Here is a 23,879-nt window from a genome sequence, read left to right as displayed (position 1 = left end):
GAACCGGATCCTCCCCGGCACCGCTGTCGGGTAGTGCTGGGTCTTGCAGGAAACGCCGACAGGTATAGTCCACTTCCCGCTGGCTGAGCAAGATCGAATGCAAGGTTGACCGGTGGTCTTTTCCGAGTTGAGACCTCACGGAAATTTCCGCGCGCCGTGCGCACCCGCGCGAAATATTCCTGACATAGGCCCCTGAATGCCACACCCAACACCCTTGACATCAAGGGCCACTTGACGCCCTACTGGTTCCTTGCGCAGCGAGTTGACAACGTTGTCCACAGCGGAGTGCAGGAGGGGAATCCGTCGATGCAGCGGAGAACGCAGCGGAGGACTCGGCACAGATACGGTCCGGCGGTCGTGCTCACGGCCGCCTTCGTCATGGCCGTCGGCACACAGGGCGCGGCCGTCGCCCTGCCCGCCAAGGCCCAGGCCCCGGCCACCGGCGGGGAGTTCGCATCCTCGTTCGAGCCGGGCGATCCGGCGCCCGACTGGCTCAACACCGTCGACACGGGCGCGGACGGCGGCAAGCGCGCCTCCGGCGTGGACGGCGGCTACAGCACCGGCATCCCGGGCAATGTCACCGACCATGTGACCGAGGTCCGGGCGAGCGGCGAGAACCCGGGCGCGGGCGAGGTGAAGGAGAACCTCGCCGACGGCGAGCCCGGCACCAAGTGGCTGACCTTCGAGCCCACCGGCTGGGTCGAGTTCGACCTCGACAAGCCCGTCAAACTGGTCACCTACGCGCTCACCTCGGCCAACGACTTCGACGCGCGCGACCCGGCTGACTGGACACTCAAGGGCTCGACGGACGGCAAGGACTGGAAGAGCGTCGACACCCGCTCCGGCGAGTCCTTCCCGGACCGGTTCCAGACGAAGTCGTACGACCTGGCCGAGCCGGCCGAGTACCAGCACTTCCGGCTGGAGGTGACGAGGAACAACGGCGCGCCGGACATCCTGCAACTGGCCGACGTGCAGTTCTCCACCGGCGGCACCGGCGGCCCGGTGCCCCAGGACATGCTGTCGCTGGTCGACAAGGGCCCGAGCGGCTCCCCCACCGCCAAGGCGCGGGCCGGTTTCACCGGCACCCGGGCGCTGCGCTACGCCGGCCGGCACACGGCGAACGGGCGGGCGTACTCGTACAACAAGGTCTTCGACGTGGACGTGCCGGTGGCCGCCGACACGCGACTGGCGTACCGCGTCTTCCCGTCGATGGCCGACGGCGACCGTGACTACGACGCGACGAACGTCTCCGTCGACCTGGCCTTCACGGACGGCACCTTCCTCAGCGACCTCGGCGCCAGCGACCAGCACGGCTTCCCGCTGACCCCGCGGGGCCAGGGCGCGGCCAAGGTGCTGTACACCAACCAGTGGAACGACGTCACGTCGTCGATCGGCTCGGTCGCGGCCGGGAAGACGGTCGACCGGATCCTGGTGGCGTACGACTCGCCGAGCGGGCCGGCGAAGTTCCGCGGCTGGATCGACGACGTGGCGATCAAGCCCGTCGCGCCCGAGAAGCCCAAGGCGCACCTGTCGGACTACGCGCTGACGACGCGCGGCACCAACTCCAGCGGCAGCTTCTCGCGCGGGAACAACTTCCCGGCGACCGCCCTTCCGCACGGTTTCAACTTCTGGACGCCCGTCACCAACGCGTCCTCGCTGAGCTGGCTGTACGAATACGCGCGTGCGAACAACGACGCCAACCTGCCCACGATCCAGGCGTTCAGCGCGAGCCACGAGCCGAGCCCCTGGATGGGCGACCGGCAGACCTTCCAGCTGATGCCGTCCGCCGCGGCCGGCACCCCGGACACCGGACGGGAGGCACGCGAGCTGGCCTTCCGGCACGAGAACGAGACCGCGCGGCCGTACTACTACGGCGTCCGCTTCGAGAACGGCCTGAGGGCGGAGATGACGCCCACCGACCACGCGGCCGCGCTGCGCTTCATCTACCCGGGCGACGACGCGAGCGTGCTGTTCGACAACGTCACCGAGCAGGCCGGTCTGACCCTGGACAAGGAGCACGGGATCGTCACCGGCTACTCCGACGTGAAGTCGGGACTGTCGACGGGCGCGACCCGGCTGTTCGTGTACGGCGAGTTCGACAAGCCGGTGACGGACGGGGCCTCCAGCGGGGTCAAGGGCTATCTGCGCTTCGCCGCCGGCTCCGACCGCACGGTCACGCTGCGCCTGGCCACCTCGCTCGTCGGCGTCGACCAGGCCAGGGACAACCTGCGCCAGGAGATCCCGGACGGCACCTCCTTCGACGCTGTGAAGCAGCAGGCCCAGCGGACGTGGGACAGGCTGCTCGGCAAGGTCGAGGTGGAGGGGGCGACCCCGGACCAGCTGACCACCCTGTACTCCAGCATGTACCGGCTGTACCTGTACCCGAACTCCGGCTTCGAGAAGGTCGGCGGCAAGAGCCGGTACGCCTCGCCCTTCTCCCCCATGCCGGGCCCGGACACCCCGACGCACACCGGCGCGAAGATCGTCGACGGCAAGGTGTACGTCAACAACGGCTTCTGGGACACCTACCGGACCACGTGGCCGGCGTACTCGCTGCTGACGCCGTCCCAGGCGGGCGAGATGGTCGACGGGTTCGTGCAGCAGTACAAGGACGGCGGCTGGACCTCGCGCTGGTCCTCCCCCGGCTACGCCGACCTGATGACCGGCACCTCCTCGGACGTGGCGTTCGCCGACGCGTACGTGAAGGGTGTGCGCTTCGACGCGAAGGCGGCCTACGACGCGGCCGTGAAGAACGCGACCGTCGTGCCGCCCGCGTCGGGCGTGGGCCGCAAGGGCATGAGCACCTCGCCATTCCTCGGCTACACGAGCACCTACACGAACGAGGGCCTGTCGTGGGCGATGGAGGGCTACGTCAACGACTACGGCATCGCGAAGATGGGCGAGGCCCTCTACAAGAAGACCGGCGAGAAGCGCTACCAGGAGGAGTCGCGGTACTTCCTCAACCGCGCCCAGGACTACGTGAACCTCTTCGACCCCCAGGCCGGCTTCTTCCAGGGCCGCGACGCCCGGGGCGCATGGCGCGTGGACTCCACGAAGTACGACCCGCGCGTGTGGGGCTACGACTACACGGAGACCAACGGCTGGGGCTACGCCTTCACCGCCCCGCAGGACAGCCGCGGCCTGGCCAACCTGTACGGCGGGCGCGCCGGCCTCGCTCAGAAGCTGGACACGTACTTCTCCACCCCGGAGACCGCCTCGCCCGAGTTCGTCGGCTCCTACGGCGGTGTCATCCACGAGATGACCGAGGCCCGGGATGTCCGGATGGGCATGTACGGCCACTCCAACCAGGTCGCCCACCACGTGATCTACATGTACGACGCGGCCGGACAGCCCTGGAAGACGCAAGGGTACGTGCGCGAGGCCCTCTCCCGTCTGTACACGGGCAGCGAGATCGGGCAGGGCTACCACGGCGACGAGGACAACGGCGAGCAGTCGGCCTGGTACCTCTTCTCCGCGCTCGGCTTCTACCCGCTCGTCATGGGCAGCGGTGACTACGCCATCGGCTCCCCGCTGTTCAAGAAGGCGACCGTGCACCTGGAGAACGGGAAGGACCTGGTCGTCAGGGCGCCCGCGAACAGCGCGAAGAACGTGTACGTGCGGAGCGTGACGCTGAACGGCCGCCCCTGGACGTCGACGTCGCTCTCCCACCGGATCCTGAGCAAGGGCGGTGTCCTCACGTTCACCATGGGCTCCGAGCCGTCCTCCTGGGGCACGGGCAAGAACGCGGCTCCGGTCTCGATCACCCGGGACGACAAGGTGCCGACGCCGCGCGCGGACGTGCTGAAGGGTGCGGGTGCCCTGTTCGACAACACGTCGGCGACGAGCGCGACGCTCACCTCGGTGGACCTGCCGACCGACCTGCCGGCCGGCGGTGCGACCAAGGCCGTCCAGTACACGCTGACCTCGTCGGCGGACCGCGCGTCGGCGCCGACCGGCTGGACCTTGCAGGGCTCCACGGACGGCACGACGTGGAAGACCCTGGACCACCGCGGCGGGGAGGTGTTCGCCTGGGGCCGGCAGACCCGGGCGTTCAGCGTGGCCGCACCGGGCTCGTACACCAGGTACCGCCTGGTCCTGAGCGGTGCGGCGACGCTGGCGGAGGTGGAACTGCTGGCCTGACGCCCGCGGGGCGCAGGGTAGGGGCGGGTCTCTCGCGGGGCTCGCCCCTTCCCCGTGCGCCGGCTCCGAAACCTCACCGGCCTCAGGGGTCGGCCATGGCCACCAGCAGGTGCCCGTGCTACAAATGCCACATGTCGGACCTATTCGGCCGACTCAGGCGCGTCTCATGGCGCTCGATGATCGGCAAGAGCCCGCGCAGCGTCGCCGGGCAGGTCTTCCTTCTTCAGGTGGCCCTGGTGGTGCTGCTCGTCGTGTGCGCCGTGATCGCGCTCGTCCTGCAGTCGGGCCGCGACACCACCACCGAGGCCAAGCGCCGTTCCATCGCCGTCGCGCAGGCCTTCGCGCACTCACCGGGCATCCTGGAGGCGCTGCGGTCACCCGATCCGAGCAAGATCCTCCAGCCGCTCACCGAGGCCGGGCGCAAGGCCGCCGACGTCGACTTCATCGTCGTCATGAACACCCACGGCATCCGCTACACCCACCCCATGCCGGAGAAGATCGGACAGCGGTTCGTGGGCCGGATCGGTCCGTCGCTGGCCGGCCGGGTCTACACCGAGAGCGTGCACGGCCCGCTCGGCCACGAGGTGCAGGCGACCGTTCCCGTCGACGACACGCACGGCAAGGTGGTCGCCCTCGTCTCCGCCGGGCTCAAGGTCCAGAGCATCAGCAACCAGATGAACCGGCAGTTGCCGATCATCCTGGGCGCCGGGGCCGGCGCGCTGGTGCTCTCGACCGGCGGGACGGCGCTGGTGGGCCGGCGGTTGCGGCGCCAGACCCGCAGCCTCGCCCCGGACGAGATGACCCGTATGTACGAGCACCACGACACGGTCCTGCACTCGGTGCGGGAGGGCGTGCTGATCGTCGGCGCCGCCGGCCGGCTGCTGCTCGCCAACGACGAGGCCAGGAGGCTGCTGGAGCTGCCGCCCGAGGCCGAGGGACGGGCTCTGCGGGACCTGCCGGACCTCGATGCCGGAATGGTGGAGCTGCTCGCCTCCGGGCGCGAGGCCAGCGACGAGGTGCACTTCGCCGGGGGACGGCTGCTGGCGGTCAACCAGCGGCCCACCGACCGCGCGGGCGGCCCCGCCGGGACCGTGGTGACCCTGCGCGACTCCACCGAGCTCCAGGCGCTGTCCGGCCGGGCGGAACTGGCCCGGGAGCGGCTGGAGCTGCTCTACGACGCGGGCCTCGGCATCGGCACCTCCCTGGACGTGGTGCGCACGGCCGACGAGCTGGCGGAGGTCGCCGTGCCCCGCTTCGCCGACTTCGTGACCGTGGATCTGGCCGACGGCGTGCTGCAGGGGGACGAGCCGGCACCGACCGCGACGGACATGCAGCGCGTCACCGTGCACGGCATCCGGGACGACCATCCGCTCTACGAGCGGGGCCGGATGATCGACTTCCTGCCCGCCACCCCGCAGGCGCGCGGCTTCGACGCGGGACGCTCCGAACTCATCTGCGACCTGACGGCCGCCGTCGACTGGCAGACCCAGGACCCCGAGCGCGCCCGGCAGATCGTGGAGTACGGCATCCACTCGCTGATCACGGCCCCGATCCGGACCGGCGGGACCGTGCTCGGCATGGCGAGCTTCTGGCGCTCCAAGCGGGAGCCCTTCGACGAGGAGGACGTCTCGCTCGCCGAGGAGCTGGTGGCCCGAGCCGGGGTCAGCATCGACAACGCCCGCCGGTACGCCCGCGAGCACGCGCTGGCGGTCACCCTGCAGCGCAGCCTCCTGCCCCGCGCGCTGCCCGAGCTGAGCGCCCTGGAGGTGGCGTACCGCTATCTCCCGGCCCAGTCGGGGGTCAGCGGCGACTGGTTCGACGTGATCCCGGTGTCGGGCAGCCGGGTGGCGCTGGCCGTCGGGGACGTCGTCGGGCACGGGCTGCACGCCGCCGCGACGATGGGCCGGCTGCGGACCGCGGTGCACAACTTCTCCACGCTCGACCTGCCGCCCGACGAGGTGCTGGGCCATCTCGACGACCTGGTCGGCCGCATCGACCAGGACGAGGCCCGCGCGGAGGACGGCGGCGAGATCGTCGGTGCCACCTGCCTGTACGCGATCTACGACCCGGTGACCCGGCGCTGCGTGATGGCGAGCGCCGGGCACCTGGCGCCCGCGCTGGTGCACCCGGACGGGTCCGTCACCTATCCGGAGCTGCCGGCCGGGCCGCCGCTGGGCCTGGGCGCGATGCCGTTCCGGACGGCCGAGCTGGAGCTGGCGGAGGGCACCCAGCTGGTCCTGTACACCGACGGTCTCATCGAGGACCGCAGGCGTGACCTGGACGTCGGCATGGAGATGCTGCGCTGTGCGCTGGCGGGCCACCCGGCGAGGTCGCCGGAGGCGAGCTGCCGGGCGGTGCTGGAGGAGCTGCTGCCCGAGCGCCCCAAGGACGACGTGGCCCTGCTGATCGCCCGCACGAGGGCCCTGCCGGCCTCCCAGGTCGCCGACTGGGACGTGCCCTGCGACCCGGCGGCCGTGTCCGGGATGCGCGGCGCCGTGTCCGGGCAGCTGGAGGAGTGGGGCCTTGCGGAGCTGGACTTCGGCATGGAGCTGGTGCTGAGCGAGCTGCTCACCAACGCGGTCCGCTACGGGTCCGAGCCGATCCACGTACGGCTCATCCACGACCGCGCGCTGATCTGCGAGGTGTCCGACGGCAGCAGCACCTCGCCGCACCTGCGGTACGCCGCGACGACCGACGAGGGCGGCCGGGGCCTGTTCCTGGTCTCGCAGCTGGCCGAGCGCTGGGGTACGCGCTACACGCCCACGGGCAAGGTGATCTGGGCGGAACTGGGCGTGCCGAAGGTGCCGGGCGCGCCCAGGGTGCCGGTGATCGACATCCCCGATATCCCGCTGGACTGAGGATCCCACTGGACTGAGGACGCGCCGGGAGGGTATGGCGGGGCGGAAACGGCGAAGGGCCGCACCCCCGGTCGCCCGGGAATGCGGCCCTCGATGCCGCCCTCGACTGTCCTGCCGGCTGCCCTGCCCGCTGCCCTGCTGGGCCGCCGGCCCGACCGCCTACTTACGGATCAGGTTGCGCAGCACGTACTGCATGATGCCGCCGTTGCGGTAGTAGTCGGCCTCACCGGGGGTGTCGATGCGGACGACCGCGTCGAACTCGACGCCCGTGTCGGTGGTGACCTTGACCGTGCGCGGCGTGGAGCCGTTGTTCAGCTCCTCGACGCCCGCGAAGGAGAAGGTCTCCTCGCCGGTCAGGCCGAGGGACTCGGCGTTGTGGCCCTCGGGGAACTGCAGCGGCAGGACGCCCATGCCGATGAGGTTCGAGCGGTGGATGCGCTCGTAGGACTCGGCGATGACGGCCTTGACGCCGAGCAGCGCGGTGCCCTTGGCGGCCCAGTCGCGGGACGAGCCGGAGCCGTACTCCTTGCCGGCCAGGACGACCAGCGGGATGCCCTGCTCGATGTAGTTGCGCGAGGCGTCGTAGATGAACGCCACCGGCGCCCCTCCTTCACCTTCGGCGGACCGGGTGAAGTCGCGGGTGTAGCCGCCCTCGGTGCCCGGCGCGATCTGGTTGCGCAGGCGGATGTTGGCGAACGTGCCGCGGATCATGACCTCGTGGTTGCCACGGCGGGAGCCGTAGGAGTTGAAGTCACGACGCTCCACACCGTGCTCGGTGAGGTACTTGCCGGCCGGGGTGTCGGCCTTGATGGCGCCGGCCGGGGAGATGTGGTCGGTGGTGACCGAGTCGCCCAGCTTGGCGAGCACACGGGCGCCGGCGATGTCGGCGACCGGGGCCGGCTCCATGCCCATGCCCTCGAAGTACGGGGGCTTGCGGACGTAGGTGGACTCGGCGTCCCACTCGAAGGTGTTGCCGGTCGGGATCGGCAGCGCCTGCCACTGGGCGTCGCCGGCGAAGACGTCCTGGTAGGACTTGTTGAACATGTCCTCGCCGATGGCGTTGGCGACGACGTCGTTGACCTCGGCCTCGGTCGGCCAGATGTCGGCCAGGTGGACCGGCTTGCCGTCCTGGTCGACGCCCAGGGCGTCCTTGGTGATGTCCACCTTCATGGAGCCCGCGAGGGCGTACGCGACGACCAGCGGCGGGGAGGCCAGGTAGTTCATCTTGACGTCGGGGTTGATCCGGCCCTCGAAGTTCCGGTTGCCGGACAGGACCGAGGTGACCGCGAGGTCGTGGTCGTTGACGGCCTTGGAGACCTCCTCCGGCAGCGGGCCGGAGTTGCCGATGCAGGTGGTGCAGCCGTAGCCGACGAGGTTGAAGCCGACCTTGTCGAGGTACGGGGTCAGGCCCGCCTTGTCGAAGTAGTCGGTGACGACCTTCGAGCCCGGGGCGAGGGTGGTCTTGACCCACGGCTTGCGGGTCAGCCCCTTCTCGACCGCCTTCTTGGCCACCAGGGCGGCGGCGACCATGACGTACGGGTTCGAGGTGTTGGTGCAGGAGGTGATGGCCGCGACCGTCACCGCACCGTGGTCGAGGGTGTAGGTCGTGCCGTCGGGGGCGGTGACCTGGACCGGGTTCGACGGGACGCCGTTGGTGGCGGCCGGGGCGTCGGAGGCCGGGAAGGACTCCTTGCCCGCCTCGTCGGCGGTGTCGACGTAGTTGAGGACGTCGTGGGCGAACTGCTGGGAGGCGTTCGCGAGGACGATGCGGTCCTGCGGGCGCTTCGGGCCGGCGATGGACGGGACGACCGTGGACAGGTCCAGCTCGAGCTTCTCGGAGAAGTCGGGCTCGGCCGTCGGGTCCAGCCAGAGGCCCTGCTCCTTGGCGTAGGCCTCGACGAGCGCGACCTGCTGCTCGCTGCGGCCGGTCAGGCGCAGGTAGTTGAGGGTCTCGCCGTCGATCGGGAAGATCGCGGCGGTGGAGCCGAACTCCGGCGACATGTTGCCGATGGTGGCGCGGTTGGCGAGGCTCGTGGCCGCCACGCCCTCGCCGTAGAACTCGACGAACTTGCCGACGACGCCGTGCCCCCGCAGCATCTCGGTGATGGTGAGCACGAGGTCGGTGGCGGTGGTGCCGGGCTTCAGCTCACCGGTCAGCTTGAAGCCGACGACGCGCGGGATGAGCATGGAGACCGGCTGGCCGAGCATGGCGGCCTCGGCCTCGATGCCGCCGACGCCCCAGCCGAGGACGCCGAGGCCGTTGACCATGGTGGTGTGCGAGTCGGTGCCGACCAGGGTGTCGGGGTACGCCTGCCCGCCCCGCACCATGACGGTCCGCGCGAGGTGCTCGATGTTCACCTGGTGGACGATGCCGGTGCCCGGCGGGACGACCTTGAACTCGTCGAACGCGGTCTGGCCCCAGCGCAGGAACTGGTAGCGCTCCTTGTTGCGGCCGTACTCCAGCTCGACGTTCTGCTTGAACGCGTCGTTGGTGCCGAACTTGTCGGCGATGACGGAGTGGTCGATGACCAGCTCGGCCGGGGCCAGCGGGTTGATCTTGGCGGGGTCGCCGCCGAGTTCCTTCACGGCCTCACGCATGGTCGCGAGGTCCACGACGCAGGGCACGCCGGTGAAGTCCTGCATGATCACGCGGGCCGGCGTGAACTGGATCTCCTGGCTGGGCTGCGCCTGGGAGTCCCAGCTGCCGAGCGCGCGGATGTGGTCGGCGGTGATGTTCGCGCCGTCCTCCGTGCGGAGCAGGTTCTCCAGCAGCACCTTCAGGCTGTAGGGAAGGCGCGCGGAGCCCTCGACCTTGTCCAGCCGGAAGATCTCGTACGACTCGTCGCCCACCTGCAGCGTGCTGCGGGCGTCGAAGCTGTTCGCCGACACGACAGTCTCCTTCATTGATGTGCGCGTTCCACCGCATCCTGCCGCCACACCAACCCGCCCGATCCGCTAAGGTAAGGCTAAGTTAGGTAACCCTTACCGAGTGGCGACCGCGGTGCGCCTCGGCAGATATCTCGATGTCGAGATAACAGTAGTACATCACCCCACCCATGGTCATGCGTGCCCTGCGCCACAGCACACGGAAGGCCCCGATCCGCCGGCGGCACGCACCCGCCGGCGGCACGGCGCCCGACCGCCCCGCCGGCCCCGCCCGGTCAGGCGGTCCCGTCCGGTCAGGCGATCCCGTCCGGTCAGGCGATCCCGTCCTCCCTTCCGCGTGCGCACGCGACCAGGCAGACCGCGCTGATCGCCGCCATGGCGGCGAAGGCGACGGCGACCGGGGTCCAGGAGTCGTGGAAGGCGGAGAAGAGCCAGGTGGTCGCGGCCGGGGCGAGGGTGCCGAGGAGGCCCGCGGTCTGGAAGCTCATGGACAGACCGGTGTAGCGGACGCGGGGGGCGAACCAGCCCGAGGCGAGGGTGCCCAGGGAGGCGTAGGCGATGGTGCTGGCCAGCATCGGCAGGCACATCGCGAGCCACAGCCCGGCGGTGGACCGGGTGTCGGCGAGCCAGAACATGGGGAACGCGACGACGAGGTGCAGCAGGATGCCGACGAGCGTCACCCGGCGCAGCCCGAACCGGTCGGCGAGCAGGGCGCTGAGCGGCGTGAACACGATGACGACGACCGACGCGGCCGTGCCGGCGGCTGCCGTCTGGGCGTCCGTGAAGCCGAGCGTGGTGACGGCGTAGCTCGACATGAAGGTGACGACGATGTAGTAGCCGCCGACGGTGATGAGGAAGGCACCGGTGGCGAGCAGCCAGGTCCGCCAGGCGTCGCGGAGGACGCCGATCACGGGGGCCGCCTCCTTGCTCTCCGCCTCGGCGGAGAGCTGGGCCGCCTCGAACTCGGGCGACTCGTCCATGGAGGAGCGGATGACCAGGCCGACGAGGACGAGCACGGCCGAGAGCAGGAAGGGCAGGCGCCAGGCCCAGCTCACCAGGGCGTGGTGGCCCAGCAGCGAGGTCAGCGCGAACACACCGGTGGACAGGAAGTAGCCGACGCCGTCGCCGAGCTGCGGGAAGGAGCCGAAGAAGGCCTTGCGGCGGGGCGGGGCGTGCTCCACCGCGAAGAGCACCGCGCCGCCCCATTCGCCGCCGACCGCGAGTGACTGGGTCATCCGGACGAGGACCAGGAGGATCGGCGCGGCGACGCCGAGGGAGGCGTACCCGGGGAGCAGCCCGATGCAGACGGTCGCCGAACCCATCAGGGTCATCGACCAGATGAGGGCCTTCTTGCGGCCGTACCGGTCGCCTATGTGACCGAAGACGATCGCGCCGAGCGGGCGTCCCAGCGCGCCGACGAACAGGGTCGCGAAGGACATCAGGGTGCCGAGCGCGCGGTTCATCTCGGGGAAGAACAGCTCGGGGAAGACCAGGGCGGCGGCCGTCGCGTAGATCCCGAAGTCGTACCACTCGACACTGGTGCCGATCATCGAGGCGGTGGCGATTTTCCAGGGGCCGGACCGGCGCCGGGAGGCGGGGGGAGCGGAGGCGTCCGTGGCTGTGCTCATGTGCGTACTCCAACGGGGGCGGAGGGTTGGGGAGCAGGGGGGAGCAAGAGGGATCAGGAGGGAGCAGGGGAGGGAACAGGAGGGTCACAATTGGATCTGCGGAAGACCCAAAAATGTCGGGGCGACGCTAGGCCGGGGTTCGGCGACTGTCAATAGGGTTCGCATCAAGTCCAATAGGCTGGGAGCCGTGAGCAGCAGCGAGAAGTCCACGGGCGAAGGCAGGAAGAGCCCGGTCGGCGACAGCGGCAGGAAGCCGGTGGAGACACCGGCCGAGAAGAACGGGACCCGGCAGGCGCCCTCGCACGCCGTCGTGGCCGAGGCGCTGCGCCAGCGCATCGCGCTCGGCGGCTTCGGGCCCGGCGACAGGCTCCCTACGGAGCGCGAACTGGCGACGGCGTTCGGCGTGGGCCGCAACACCGTGCGCCACGCCGTGCGGGAGCTGGCCGAGGAGGGCCTGGTCACGACCACGCTGGGTCGCTCGGGCGGCACCCGCGTGGCGCCCGCGCGGCCCGGACCCGGGGGGCGCGACGCGCGCGCGGCGATCGCCGCCGGGATCCGCGCCTCGCTGCGCGACTACATGGAGTACCGGCAGGCGATCGAACCGTTCGCGGCCCGCCTCGCCGCCGAGCGCGGCGGGCGGGCGGCCCGGCAGGAGCTGGTCGGGATGCTCGACGCCAAGGTCGCCGACCTCGGCGCGTACCACCGCATCGACACGCGCTTCCACCTCGGCATCGCGTCCGCGGGCGGTAACGACGTGCTGTCCGAGGCGGTGACCCGGGCCCGTACGGAGATGTTCGTGGCGGGCAACGCGCTGTGGCTCGGCTCCGACTGGAGCGAGGTCTACCCGGCGGACCGGGACTTCGGACTCGCGTTCCGCGAGGAGCACGAGGCCGTCGCGCTCGCCGTGCTGTCCGGCGACGGCGACGCCGCGGAGGCCCGGATGCGGGAGCACCTGCGCGAGTCGCACCGGCAGTTCCTGGTGCTGCTGGACCAGTTCACCGCGTCGCACTGAGCCCGCAGTACGGCACCGGACGGACCTTCCCCGCCCGCCGGGTGCGGGCGGGACCCGATTGACGGCCGGCCGCGGTCGGACTTAGGCTCCGAATTGGGTTCAACGGAGACCCAAATAACGAGAGGGGAACCGCACCCGTGCACGCACCCGACGAAGACCTCACCCGGCAGGTCATGGACCACGTCCTGCACCGGCTCCGGCTCGACCCGCCGCCGCTCGGCCGCCTCGGCGAGGCCGAGGAGCTGTCACTCGCGCTGAAGGGGGCGATCGGCGCGGCGCCCCGCGACCCCGCCGCCGTTCTGCGGACGTACACGCAGTCGCTGGAGCCGACCGTCGTCTCCTGCGACCACCCGGCGTTCCTGGCCTTCATCCCGGGCGCCCCGACGAAGGCCGCCGCGCTGTTCGACATGGTGCTGTCGGCGTCGTCGCTGCACGGCGTGTCCTGGCTGGAGGCAGCCGGTGCGGTGGCCGCCGAGAACCAGGTGCTGCGGCTCTTCGCGGATCTCGCGGGGCTGCCCGAGGGGGCCGGCGGCTGCTTCGTCAGCGGCGGTTCGGCCGGCAACCTGTCGGCGCTCGTCGTGGCCCGCGACACGGGACGGCACCGGCTCGGACTGCCCGCGTCGGCGCCGGTCCGGATCGCGGTCAGCGACCAGGTCCATTCCTCGGTCGGCAACACGCTGCGCATCCTCGGCGTCGAGCCGCTGGTCGTGCCCACCGACGACCACCGGCTCACCGGCGAAGCCCTGCGCGCGGCGCTCGACGCGGCGGGGCGGGACGGCGGCGCCCCGGTCGTCGCGGTCGTCGCCACGGCGGGCACCACCAACGCCGGCATCATCGACGACCTGTCGGGCGTGGCCGAGCAGGCGCGCGCCCGCGACCTGTGGCTGCACATCGACGCCGCGTACGGCGGGGCGGCGCTGTTCGTGCCGGAGCTGCGCGAGCGGCTGGCCGGGATCGAGCACGCCGACTCGCTGGTGGTGGACCCGCACAAGTGGATGTTCGCGCCGTTCGACTGCGGCGCCCTGCTCTACCGCGACCCGCGGCTCGCCCGCGCGGTGCACACCCAGGACGCCTCGTACCTCGACGCGATCCACGGCGCCGACGGGGCGGACGGCGACACCGAATGGAACCCGAGCGACTACGCGTACCACCTCACGCGCCGGCCCCGCGGACTGCCGTTGTGGTTCTCGCTGGCCGTCCACGGCACGGACGCCTACCGCGACGCCATCGCGCACGGGGCGCGGACCGCCGAGCGCACCGCCCGGCTCGTCGAGGCCACGGACGGCCTGGAACTGCTGCGCGAACCCGAGTTGACCGTCGTGCTCATACGCCGGACCGGCTGGAGTCCGGAGGACTACTACGCCTGGTCCAAGCGCCTGCTGGCGGCCGGGACCGCGTTCATCACACCGAGCGTATGGGAGGGCGAGACCGTGGCGCGCCTTGCGTTCCTCCATCCGGGTGTATCGGATGAAATGGTGCAGGAAATCATAAAGTCGCTGATCGAGGACTTCTGACGCATTATCGGATAGGCGAAGAAGGGGATGGAGCCTCCCGCCACGAGAGCCTCGGTTGTCGCTCCATCTCATATCCGATATAGCCTCGGCCCATGACCGACGACTACCTCGTACGCATCGGCAAGCTCATCCGTGACGCCCGGCAACACCGTGGCTGGACACAGACGCAGCTCGCGGAGGCGCTCGGCACCAGTCAGAGCGCCGTCAACCGCATCGAGCGCGGGAACCAGAACATCAGCCTTGAGATGATCGCCCGGATCGGTGAAGCCCTGGACAGCGAGATCGTGTCGCTGGGCTACGCGGGCCCGATGCATCTGCGGGTCGTCGGCGGCCGTCGGCTCTCCGGTGCCATCGACGTCAAGACCAGCAAGAACGCCTGCGTCGCCCTGCTGTGCGCCTCGCTGCTCAACAAGGGCCGTACGGTGCTGCGCCGGGTGGCCCGCATCGAGGAGGTGTACCGCCTGCTGGAGGTGCTGAACTCCATCGGCGTGCGCACCCGCTGGATCAACGACGGGGTCGACCTCGAACTGGTGCCGCCCACCGAGCTGGAGATGGCGGCGGTCGACGCGGAGGCGGCCGTCCGCACCCGCTCCATCATCATGTTCCTCGGTCCGCTGCTGCACCGCATGGACGCCTTCAAGCTGCCGTACGCCGGCGGCTGCGACCTCGGCACCCGGACCATCGAGCCGCACATGATCGCGCTGCGCCGCTTCGGCCTGGACATCGCGGCGACCGAGGGCCAGTACCACGCCCAGGTCGACCGCACGGTCCGCCCCGACCGCCCGATCGTGCTGACCGAGCGCGGCGACACCGTGACCGAGAACGCCCTGCTGGCCGCCGCCCGCCACGACGGCGTCACGGTCATCCGCAACGCCTCCTCCAACTACATGGTCCAGGACCTGTGCTTCTTCCTGGAGGCCCTGGGCGTACGGGTCGAGGGCATCGGGACCACCACGCTGACCGTGCACGGCGTGCCGAACATCGACGTCGACGTCGACTACTCCCCCTCCGAGGACCCGGTCGAGGCGATGAGCCTGCTGGCCGCCGCCGTGGTGACCGAGTCCGAACTGACGGTGCGCCGGGTGCCGATCGAGTTCCTGGAGATCGAGCTCGCGGTCCTGGAGGAGATGGGCCTCGACCACGACCGCAGCCACGAGTACTTCGCGGACAACGGCCGCACCCGCCTGGTCGATCTCACCGTCCGCCCCTCCAAGCTCGAAGCCCCGATCGACAAGATCCACCCCATGCCCTTCCCGGGCCTGAACATCGACAACGTCCCGTTCTTCGCGGCCATCGCGGCGGTCGCGCAGGGCAAGACCCTGATCCACGACTGGGTCTACGACAACCGTGCGATCTACCTCACGGACCTCAACCGCCTCGGCGGCAGGCTGCAGTTGCTGGACCCGCACCGCGTCCTGGTCGAGGGCCCGACCCGCTGGCGCGCCGCCGAGATGATGTGCCCTCCGGCCCTGCGCCCGGCGGTGGTCGTCCTGCTGGCCATGATGGCCGCCGAGGGCACGTCGGTCCTGCGCAACGTGTATGTCATCAACCGGGGTTACGAGGACCTCGCCGAGCGGCTGAACTCGGTCGGGGCGCAGATCGAGATCTTCAGGGACATCTGACCGGCGGGGTGCCGTGCCCCTTGAAGGCAAGGGGCACGACACCTCAACATGCCAACCGACCCGCGGATACTCACCTTCACGACCCTGCACTGATCACTGTTGTTTTTCACCACCTTGTGCAACGCACGTGCAAGATGATCTTGAGTGGTTGACGATGCGCCAGAGAGGCCTGAGCATCCGTCAGCCTTCACGGAGAGTTGTCGCCGAAGTGGCCTCGCAACGTCGGAGGCGCGGCGGTGACGGTGGCGTCCCACGTCCGCGTCGGCGACCCGCGGGTGCGGTTCATGTCGATGCAGTCGCCACCCACGAAGTATCGGGCCAGGTTCGATCCGCACCTGTACGCGTTGGTCGCGGCGATCCGTGCGGCTCGGCCGGACGTCGGTGCAGCCGCCCGGCGTGATAGGGCGAGTAGACATTCATCCAACGTCGCGCTGTCCCGTCTCGAGCGCTTTGCCACTGCGGGCTTTGCTGGCGAACAATCTGGCTGCTGGCGGCGCTGACCCATGGCGGTGCCCGCAACGGCATAGCGGCGCCCCCGCATGCACGAGTAGGAACGGGCTACTTTGCCGGGCCAGGAGATGCGCAATGGGTCCCAGGCCCGGTTACTGGAGCGGCCCAAGGTGAGCGGCCCGTCTGGATCAAACTGTCGGCGGGGCCTGCAGCCCTCCCCTTCTCGGTCCTCCTGAGGTTCCCCACGCCGGAAGTCGGCCTCACGGTGTCCAGAGGGGGCCCGGACGAGGGTCCGGAGGAGCTGACAACAGGGATGACACACCCCCGGGGGCGCCGAGCTTCGCCAGAGCCCAGTTGAGCGAGGCTGCCTCGGCATCGCACATGCGGGCGATCAGGCTCGTCTGCTCGGGCAAGAGGATCCTCCGGGGGATCACGATGGTCTCGCGGACCCTGTCGAGGGGCAGTCCGCGCTGGAAGCCCTGTCCGGCTCGACAGGGCGCGTCCTCGTCCGGCGGGAGGGGCAGGCGTCGGTGGGCTGCGTTGTTCTCCAGGGCTTCTCCGAGTGCGGTGTGACGCTGCACTAGCCGCGTGACCTGGGGTTTTCTCTAACATCTCTGGGGCTGTCGTGATCGTTGCGACACGTTGCACATAGAGATGGAGGAGACCCTTGCGGGCCTTTCCTGCTCAACTCCCGTCCGGCATCCGCTACTGGACCGTGCTGGACGACGACCTCGTCGTGGTTCCCGCGGCCGACGCGTTCTTGCGACACGTGCGGTTCGGCAAGGACCAGGCGGAGCTGACGACCCGTACGTACGCCGGGCACATCGCGCTGTACCTGCGCTGGTGCATACGGACGGGCCGCGACTGGCGGGTGGCAGCCGAGGAACTGGGGCTGTTCGTCGTCTGGCTGAAGTTCGGTACGAAGCAGGTCACGGGCGTCGAGCGCCCGGCTGGCAGTGGGCTGGTGTACCCGGGGCCGGGGGCCGAGCCCGCGCGCGAGCCGGCCCGGATCCAGAACGTGCTCGCCGGGGTGCGGCAGTTCCTGCTGCATGGCATCACGGCGAAGGCGGTTCCCTCGGCCGTGATGGCCCAGCTGTATGAGGTGGCGGAGAACTGGGATCTGCCGGAGCAGGCCCGCGGGGAGGAACTGACGGGCTACCGGGATGAGGCCCCGGCACCGGGTGCAGGTTCCCCGCAAGAAGGGCGAGCGGGCCACCGACCGCGAGATCGTGGACCTGTTCCTGGCCTGCCGCAGCGCCCGGGACCGGTTCATCGTGCTGCTGCTGGGCCGGGCCGGGCTGCGCCCGGGAGGCGCCGCGGGCCTGCGACGCGAGGACATGCACTTCATGCCGGACTCCTCGGCACTCGGCTGTCCGAGGAAGGGCTCTCACCTGCACACGCTGCGGCGGGACAACCCGAACGGGGCCTGGGCGAAGCGGCAGCCGACGGCGGCGCCGGGACGGTGGAAGCCCGTCGACCATCTGGTGGTGCTCACCTACGACCAGTACGTGCCGGAGCGGATGGCGCTGCCGCACGGGCCCGACAGTGACTTCGTGCTGGTGAACCTGTTCGCCGAGCCGCTGGGCGCCCCGATGACCGCGGACAGCATCGGCGAACTGCTCGGCCGGTTGTCGAAGCGTGCGGGGCTGAGCAGGAACGTCACGCCGCGGATGCTGCGGCGCGCGGCGGGCAGCAACTTCGCGGATGCGGGAGCAGGCCAGGACGAGATCGCTGGGCTACTCGACCACGCCCGCCTGTCCAGTGCGGAGCCGTACCTGACGCCCGCCCCGGACCGGCTGCGGGGCGCGGTCGATGCGGTTCCGTCGCCGCGCGAGCTCACCGGCGGTGTCCGGTGACGACCCACCTCACGCCGATCATCACCGCCCCGGTTCCCGAACACGGAGCTTCCGATGACGAGCAGGCCGCCTTCCTCTGGTCGATGATCGAACCCGACTTCCTGAAGGGCGCGGGCTGGAACGCCGATCGCCGCGTCCTGGACCCGCCGATCGGCCACCCCACTCTGGGAGGCCGGCGCTGCCCGGTGCCGGGCTGCATCTCTCCGGTGAAGGGACTGCAGCTGTGCTCCACATGCAGCACACGCCGCCGTGCGTCCGGGATGTCTCAAGAGGAGTTCGTCAAGATCCCGCGCACCGCACCGTATCGGCATCTGCCGACGGGCGACTGCCGCGTCGCCGCCTGCGAGCGGCCGTGGACCGACTCGGGCAGCCGTCCCGTATGCCGGTCGCACTGATGGCAGCTGCAGAAGCACGGCGGCACTCTGGAGGAATTCCTCGCCGACCCGGCCGTCAAGGGCCTGCCCAGCCTGGGGGACTGCGCTGTGCTCGCCTGCAACCGCCGGGCGGTCAGCGCGGGTGACGTCCGGCTGTGCCATACCCACGAGAAGCGGCACTGGGCCCTGCGGGAGGAAGACGACTTCGACGAGAAGGCGTGGTTGCGGACCGCACCGTCGGCCGCCTTCGCCACCGAGGTCAGCTTCAGGGGCCTGCCCGATCTCGTCGTCGCCCAGCTGCTGTTCGGCCTTCAGCACCGCTGCCACCGTGGTGGCCGCACCGAGCTCGGAAACTTCCGCGCGCTCATCGACCGGACCATCCGCCCCTCGCTCGCCTCGCGCCTGGAAGACGTCCCGGATCCGGCCGCGAACAGCGAAGCCTTGATCCTTCTGAACCGGACCCGGATCTACGCGATCCGTGCGGTCAAGACGCCCGAGGGCGAGTACGCCAAGGACACGTGGGACCTGGTCGCCTTCGGCCACCGCGGCCATCTCGTCTTCACGACGATCCATCAGCCCTGGCTGCGGGAGAGCGCCAAACGCTGGGCCCGCGACTACCTCTCCAAGGTCCGTTCCAAGAGCTCCGCCTCGCACGCGCAACAGCATCTTCACGGCCTGGCCAAGCTCTCCGACACCCTGCGGGCCCGGCCCGACCGCGGCATGGACAAGGCCGCGCTGGCCCGCGCCGACATCGAGAACTTCCTGAACAGGATGTCGTTCCTCGAAGCCAACGGGCAGATGAGCCCGCCCACGCGGATCGCCTACGTCAGCAAGGCCCGCAACGTGCTCAAGCAGGGCCGGGCCATGGGCCTGACCCGCCCCGACGGGCCGATGGCGGGCCTGCCGGACGACTTCGTCATCAGCCGCACGGACGTCCCCAAGCCGCCGGAGCCCTCGGAGGAGGGCCAGGACCTTCCGGCCGAGGTGATGCGCCAGCTCGGCGCCCACCTGGACGCCTTCGAGGCGATGACCTGCTACGAGATGCGGCTGAGCGTCGAGTTGCTGATGGACACCGGCCGCCGCCCCGAGGAGATCTGCCGCCTGGAGCTGAACTGCCTCACCCGCGACAGCCAGAACAAGCCGGTGCTGCTCTACAACAACTGGAAGGAACAGCGGATCGGGCGTCAACTGCCCATCCACGGGCCGACCGCCGAGCTGATCACCGTGCAGCAGAAGCGCGTACGCGAACGCTTCCCCGACCGGCCGCCGTCCCAGCTGGTCCTGCTGCCCTCGCCGCAGCTGAACCTGCGCGGGGACCGCTCGATCGACTCCAACCACCTCAGCGGCATGCACCGCGAGTGGGTCGAGTCCCTGCCGGACTTCGTCCTCGACGACGGCACTGTCTTCGACAAGGAGAAGATCTTCCCCTACGCCTACCGGCACTCCTTCGCCCAGCGCCACGCGGACGCCGGCGTCCCCGTCGACGTCCTGGCCGAGCTCATGGAGCACGAGAACTACCAGACCACCAGGACGTACTACCGAGTCAAGGAAGTACGCCTGCGTAAAGCGGTCGAGCGCGTCACCCATCTGCAGTTCGACCGCCACGGCACCCGCATCTGGGGCGCGGTCACCAGCGTGCTCGACGCCGAACGCGCCCGACGGGCCATCGGCGCGGTCGTCGTCCCCTTCGGCACCTGCTCCGAACCCACCAACGTCGCCGCCGGCGGCGGAGCCTGCCCGCTCCGCTTCCGCTGCGTGGGCTGCGACCACTTCTCCACCGATGTCTCCTACCTCCCCGACCTGCGCACCTACCTCGACGACCTGCTCCGCCAGCGGGAGAAGCTGCGATCAATGTCCGAAGCTGACGACTGGGCCCGCGCCGAGGCCGCCCCCTCGGATGCGGAGATCACCCGCATCCGCCGCCTGATCCAGCGCGTCACCGAGAACGTCGCCACGCTCACTGAGGACGAACGCGCCGAGGTCCAGCGGGCCTCCGCGGTGGTCCGCCAGATGCGGCAGAACTTCCTCGGCATGCCCCGCATCCGTCAGCCCCTGCCCGACCTCCGAGTGGAGCGACCCGCATGACCGCACCCCAGCCCGCAGTCCAGGCCATGGTCGAGGGCCGCCGCGCCGATACCGGACGACGCCGCCAACGCGTTCTGTCGGCCCTCGCCGATGCCGCGAAGAGCGGCACGGAGGTCAGTGTCACCGCGATTGCCCGCCACGCGGGCGTCGACCGCACCTTCCTCTATCGCCACCGCGACCTCCTTGCTCAGATCCACGCCCAGGCCGCCGAACCGGTCACCGCCCCCGGAGGCCGCGGCCCGGCCGTCAGCAGGGCCTCCCTGCAAGCCGATCTGCTGGCTGCCGACGTCCGGACCGCCCGGCTCGCCGCGCACGTCCGCCGCATCGAAGCCCGTCTCAGTGAGGTCTTGGGCGAGCAGGTCTGGCGCGAGTCCGGCGTCGGCGGCCCCGAGGACACCGACCAGCTCAAGGCCCGGATCACCACTCTCGAGCAACAGGCGATCGACCTGGAGCTGAAACTCCAGGAGCGTGACGACGACCTCGCCGCCGCCCGCGCCGCCAACCGCGAGCTGATGGCCCAGCTCAACCGTCACGCCAACCAGTCCATCACTTCGCCTCGCGGCTGAGTAGACATGAGGTGACCTGCAGGCAGGCGAACCCAGGCTCCCGGCTGCGCAACAGCCGGGAGCCACAGGAGTAGCCCTCGGCGGACCTCTGGGTACGGTCGACGAACTTTCAGAGCCCCGTCTTGTCCAGGCGCGGGAACATCTGGAAAAGGGTGACGGGAGTTGTCACCTTGGGCGTGCACCGTGTTGCCATGGACAAGGACATCAACACCCAGGGCATCGGCCAGAGAGGCCCGCTCGCGGGCCGGATCGCGCTCGTCGCCGGAGCCACACGCGGCGCCGGACGTGCCCTCGCCGTCGAAATCGGCCGCGCTGGCGCCACCGTCTACGTCACCGGCCGCACCACCCGCGAACACGCCAGCGAGGTCGGCCGGACCACGGAGACCATCGAGGAGACCGCGGAGCTGGTCACGAAGGCAGGTGGCACCGGCATCGCCGTCCCTACCGATCATCTGGACGAAGACCAGGTACGGGCTCTCATCGAGAGGATCGACCGCGACCAGCGGCGGCTCGACATCCTGGTTAACGACCTGTGGGGCGGCGAGCACCTGCTCGTCGACTCCGTCTTCGGCAAGAAGAGTTGGGAGACGCCACTCGCCGACGGCCTGCGCATACTGGAGCTGGGGGTCCGCTCACACGTGATCACCGCGGCACTCGCCCTCCCGCTCCTGGTCCGCTCGGAGGCGCCGCTGCACGTGGAGGTCACCGACGGCACGGCGGTCTCCAACCGCCGGTACCGAGAGAACCTCTACTACGACCTCGCGAAGAATGCCCCGATCCGAATCGCCTTTGGGCTGGGAGAGGAACTGGCGGAGTACGGGGGCACGGCGGTCGCCGTCACGCCCGGCTTTCTGCGCTCGGAGCAGATGCTCACCCACTTCGGCGTGACGGAGGAGAACTGGCGCGACGCCGTCGCTCAGGAACCGGACTTCGCCATCGCCGAGTCGCCGCGCTACCTCGCCCGCGCGGTCGCCGAGCTCGCCGCCGATCCGGACCGGGCGGCCCGCTGGAACGGGAAGTCCGTCTCCAGCGCGGAGCTCGCCAGGACCTACGGTGTACGGGATGTGGACGGCAGTCAGCCCGACGCCTGGGCGTACTTCGAGGACGTCAGGTACGGCGGTAACGAGGGCACGGCAGACGACTACCGCTGATCCTCCGGCTCCGCGCCGTACAGGGCGGCAAGGGCCCGCGCATTCTCGCGGAAGCGAGCGCGCAGGCCCTCCGGTGCCAGCACCTCCACGTCTGCGCCCAGCCCGGTCAGCTGGGCGAAGGCGACGGCCTCCGACTCCACCGGCAGGTCGAGCGTGACGCGCCCGGCTGCATCCGGCGCGGTCGCGGAAACCAGTGCCTCGCCCACGCCGGCCGGATCCACCACGGCAGGTAGCCGGGCCAAGCCCCGCTCGGTCAGGCGCACGGTGACGGTCGTGCGCAGCAGCGCTCGCGCGAACCCGGCGGCGTGGGCCTGCCAGTGCTCGGCGAGGTCGAAGGTCGGGTCGCGGACGAAGGGGCCGTCGGCGCCCGGAGCCGGGGAGAGCGCCGTGACGCGGTCGACGCGGTAGGTACGCCAGGCACCGTCTAGGCCCGGCCGCTCACCCGGGACCCGGCCCACGACGTACCACACCCCCGCTTTCAGAACGAGCCCGTACGGCTCCAGCAGGCGGGTCACCATGCGGGGTGGCTCGCCGTCCCGGCCCGGCCGCGCATAGGCCAGCTCTATGCTGAGGTCGGACCACACAGCGCGGGCCAGCCCGGGCAGCACCTCCGGTGCCGACGGCTCGCGGAACCAGGCCGGGGCGTCCAAGTGGAAGCGGCGCACTGACGACTCGGCCGCCGCGCGCAGCGAGGGGAGCAGGGTGGCCGACAGCTTCAGCCGGGCTGTGTCCGCCGCACCTGACAGCCCAAGATCGTGCAGGGCCGTAGGCAGACCGGAGAGGTAAAGCGTCTCTGCCTCGGCTGGATGCAGTGTGGTGAGCCGGGTCCGGTACCCCGGAGCCAGGTGGTAACCGCCCGCGCGGCCGCGCTCGGATCGGATGGGAACGCCCGCCTCCTGCAGAGCCTGGGCATCGCGGATCACCGTGCGCTTGGAGATGTCCAACTCGCGGGCAAGAACTGCGGCGGTCAGACCGGGGCTCGACTGGACGAGAAGCGCCATACGGATCAGGCGGGCGGCACGCATGGCTCAAGGATCGTGGACCCGGCGTCCCCGGCGCTCGTACTCACGCCTAGTGCACCTCACCTGTTGCATCAGCTACAGTGCTCGCGACTGCTCCTGAGCTGCGCAAACTCCAACCGCACACTCGCGGCGCCCCGGAGAAACCTGGGAGACGACGATTCCAGCGACGTGGGTGTACTCCTTCAGAACGGGTCCAAGCAGGTCCGCGAGCGCGTCGGTCTTCGCAGCGAGCGTCATGTCGGCGAAGTGCGTAGGGAAGTGGAAGAGGCCGCTGTGGTCCTCGCCCAGATCCACGCGGTGCCGGCTCCCTCCGTCTTGGCACCCTTACCCCGTACCTTGCCCAGGAGTCGCTTGCCCTGGTCGCTTTCCACCGCGTCCCCGGCCAGGCTGGTGCCGAGAGGAGCCTTCCCAGGGCGGACGGTCAGCCGTCGCCCGGAACTGGTCACGACTTCGCCTGCGGTCCCCGAGGCCATGCACTCGTCGGCGGCTTCTTCGGTGCGCTTCTTCCAGGCCTCGAAGTCATTGCCGTTCAGGAGTTCGGGGAGATCGCCTTCCCAGTAGATCTCGCGCCCCCTATCCAGGGTGAAGAGGTGGATCCGGCAACTATCGCGGCGCCTCTCAGAGGGCGGTATGCGAGTTGATAGGTGATTTGTCGTCACCTGGACGTGTGGGGCTGCGGCCTCTCGGCCGATCGGCGGGCTCGGGCGTGCTGGGC

14 protein-coding genes are annotated in these 23,879 nt (G+C 70.2%); 10 read left to right on the top strand and 4 right to left on the bottom strand.

Translation table 11 applies throughout. The features are described from left to right. The first annotated feature begins 378 nt into the window (after positions 1 to 378). Positions 379 to 4,140, top strand: a complete 3,762-nt coding sequence (locus tag ACGFYV_RS30970; RefSeq protein WP_393881871.1) for a GH92 family glycosyl hydrolase — start codon at positions 379 to 381, stop codon at positions 4,138 to 4,140. A gap of 176 nt (positions 4,141 to 4,316) precedes the next feature. Beyond that, the gene (locus ACGFYV_RS30965; RefSeq protein WP_393881826.1) at positions 4,317 to 6,998 is read left to right on the top strand and encodes a SpoIIE family protein phosphatase; all 2,682 of its coding nucleotides are present in this window, start codon (positions 4,317 to 4,319) and stop codon (positions 6,996 to 6,998) included. 159 nt (positions 6,999 to 7,157) lie between these two features. On the opposite strand, the gene acnA is transcribed toward ACGFYV_RS30965, so the two are convergent. Together acnA and ACGFYV_RS30955 are read right to left on the bottom strand one after the other, a co-directional pair. After that, positions 7,158 to 9,887, bottom strand: coding sequence for an aconitate hydratase AcnA (acnA, locus tag ACGFYV_RS30960; RefSeq protein WP_393881825.1), 2,730 nt, complete (start codon positions 9,885 to 9,887; stop codon positions 7,158 to 7,160). A 308-nt stretch (positions 9,888 to 10,195) separates the two neighbouring features. Further along, positions 10,196 to 11,512 (bottom strand): MFS transporter, encoded by a 1,317-nt coding sequence (locus ACGFYV_RS30955; protein WP_393881824.1) that lies wholly within the window; start codon positions 11,510 to 11,512, stop codon positions 10,196 to 10,198. A 187-nt stretch (positions 11,513 to 11,699) separates the two neighbouring features. Here ACGFYV_RS30955 and ACGFYV_RS30950 point away from each other — a divergent pair, with 187 nt between their 5' ends. From ACGFYV_RS30950 to ACGFYV_RS30915, 8 genes are all read left to right on the top strand, one after another. Further along, positions 11,700 to 12,524: a FadR/GntR family transcriptional regulator gene (locus ACGFYV_RS30950; protein ID WP_393881823.1), complete on the top strand. Its 825-nt coding sequence runs from the start codon at positions 11,700 to 11,702 to the stop codon at positions 12,522 to 12,524. Between the two features lie 137 nt (positions 12,525 to 12,661). After that, on the top strand, positions 12,662 to 14,038 hold the full coding sequence (locus ACGFYV_RS30945; protein WP_393881822.1) for a pyridoxal phosphate-dependent decarboxylase family protein: 1,377 nt from the start codon (positions 12,662 to 12,664) through the stop codon (positions 14,036 to 14,038). A gap of 92 nt (positions 14,039 to 14,130) precedes the next feature. Then, positions 14,131 to 15,660 carry a helix-turn-helix domain-containing protein gene (locus tag ACGFYV_RS30940; RefSeq protein ID WP_393881821.1) on the top strand — a complete coding sequence of 510 codons (1,530 nt, stop codon included), beginning with the start codon at positions 14,131 to 14,133 and terminating at the stop codon, positions 15,658 to 15,660. Positions 15,661 to 17,291: 1,631 nt separating this feature from the next. Further along, positions 17,292 to 17,966, top strand: a complete 675-nt coding sequence (locus tag ACGFYV_RS30935) for a tyrosine-type recombinase/integrase (RefSeq protein WP_393881820.1) — start codon at positions 17,292 to 17,294, stop codon at positions 17,964 to 17,966. Continuing rightward, positions 17,963 to 18,361 carry a hypothetical protein gene (locus tag ACGFYV_RS30930; protein WP_393881819.1) on the top strand — a complete coding sequence of 133 codons (399 nt, stop codon included), beginning with the start codon at positions 17,963 to 17,965 and terminating at the stop codon, positions 18,359 to 18,361. The genes ACGFYV_RS30935 and ACGFYV_RS30930 overlap by 4 nt, the downstream gene beginning before the upstream one ends. Positions 18,362 to 18,448: 87 nt before the next feature. Beyond that, a complete protein-coding gene (locus tag ACGFYV_RS30925) occupies positions 18,449 to 20,425 on the top strand; it encodes a tyrosine-type recombinase/integrase (protein WP_393881818.1) in 1,977 nt (658 codons plus the stop codon). Further along, positions 20,422 to 20,991: a hypothetical protein gene (locus ACGFYV_RS30920; RefSeq protein WP_393881817.1), complete on the top strand. Its 570-nt coding sequence runs from the start codon at positions 20,422 to 20,424 to the stop codon at positions 20,989 to 20,991. Before ACGFYV_RS30925 ends, ACGFYV_RS30920 begins: the two co-directional genes overlap by 4 nt. A 191-nt stretch (positions 20,992 to 21,182) precedes the next feature. Further along, positions 21,183 to 22,142, top strand: a complete 960-nt coding sequence (locus tag ACGFYV_RS30915) for an SDR family oxidoreductase (protein ID WP_393881816.1) — start codon at positions 21,183 to 21,185, stop codon at positions 22,140 to 22,142. Here ACGFYV_RS30915 and ACGFYV_RS30910 read toward each other — a convergent pair. Next, the gene (locus ACGFYV_RS30910) at positions 22,133 to 23,167 is read right to left on the bottom strand and encodes a helix-turn-helix transcriptional regulator (RefSeq protein ID WP_393881815.1); all 1,035 of its coding nucleotides are present in this window, start codon (positions 23,165 to 23,167) and stop codon (positions 22,133 to 22,135) included. The two genes, ACGFYV_RS30915 and ACGFYV_RS30910, sit on opposite strands and share 10 nt — an antisense overlap. A gap of 230 nt (positions 23,168 to 23,397) precedes the next feature. Continuing rightward, positions 23,398 to 23,879 (bottom strand): hypothetical protein (locus ACGFYV_RS30905; protein ID WP_393881814.1); only part of this gene is annotated, 482 nt, incomplete at its 5' end.

Source organism: Streptomyces sp. NPDC048297 (assembly GCF_043201585.1).
GTDB lineage: Bacteria > Actinomycetota > Actinomycetes > Streptomycetales > Streptomycetaceae > Streptomyces.
Note: the sequence above shows the minus strand (reverse complement) of the source record. Positions and strands in the feature narration are given on the sequence as shown.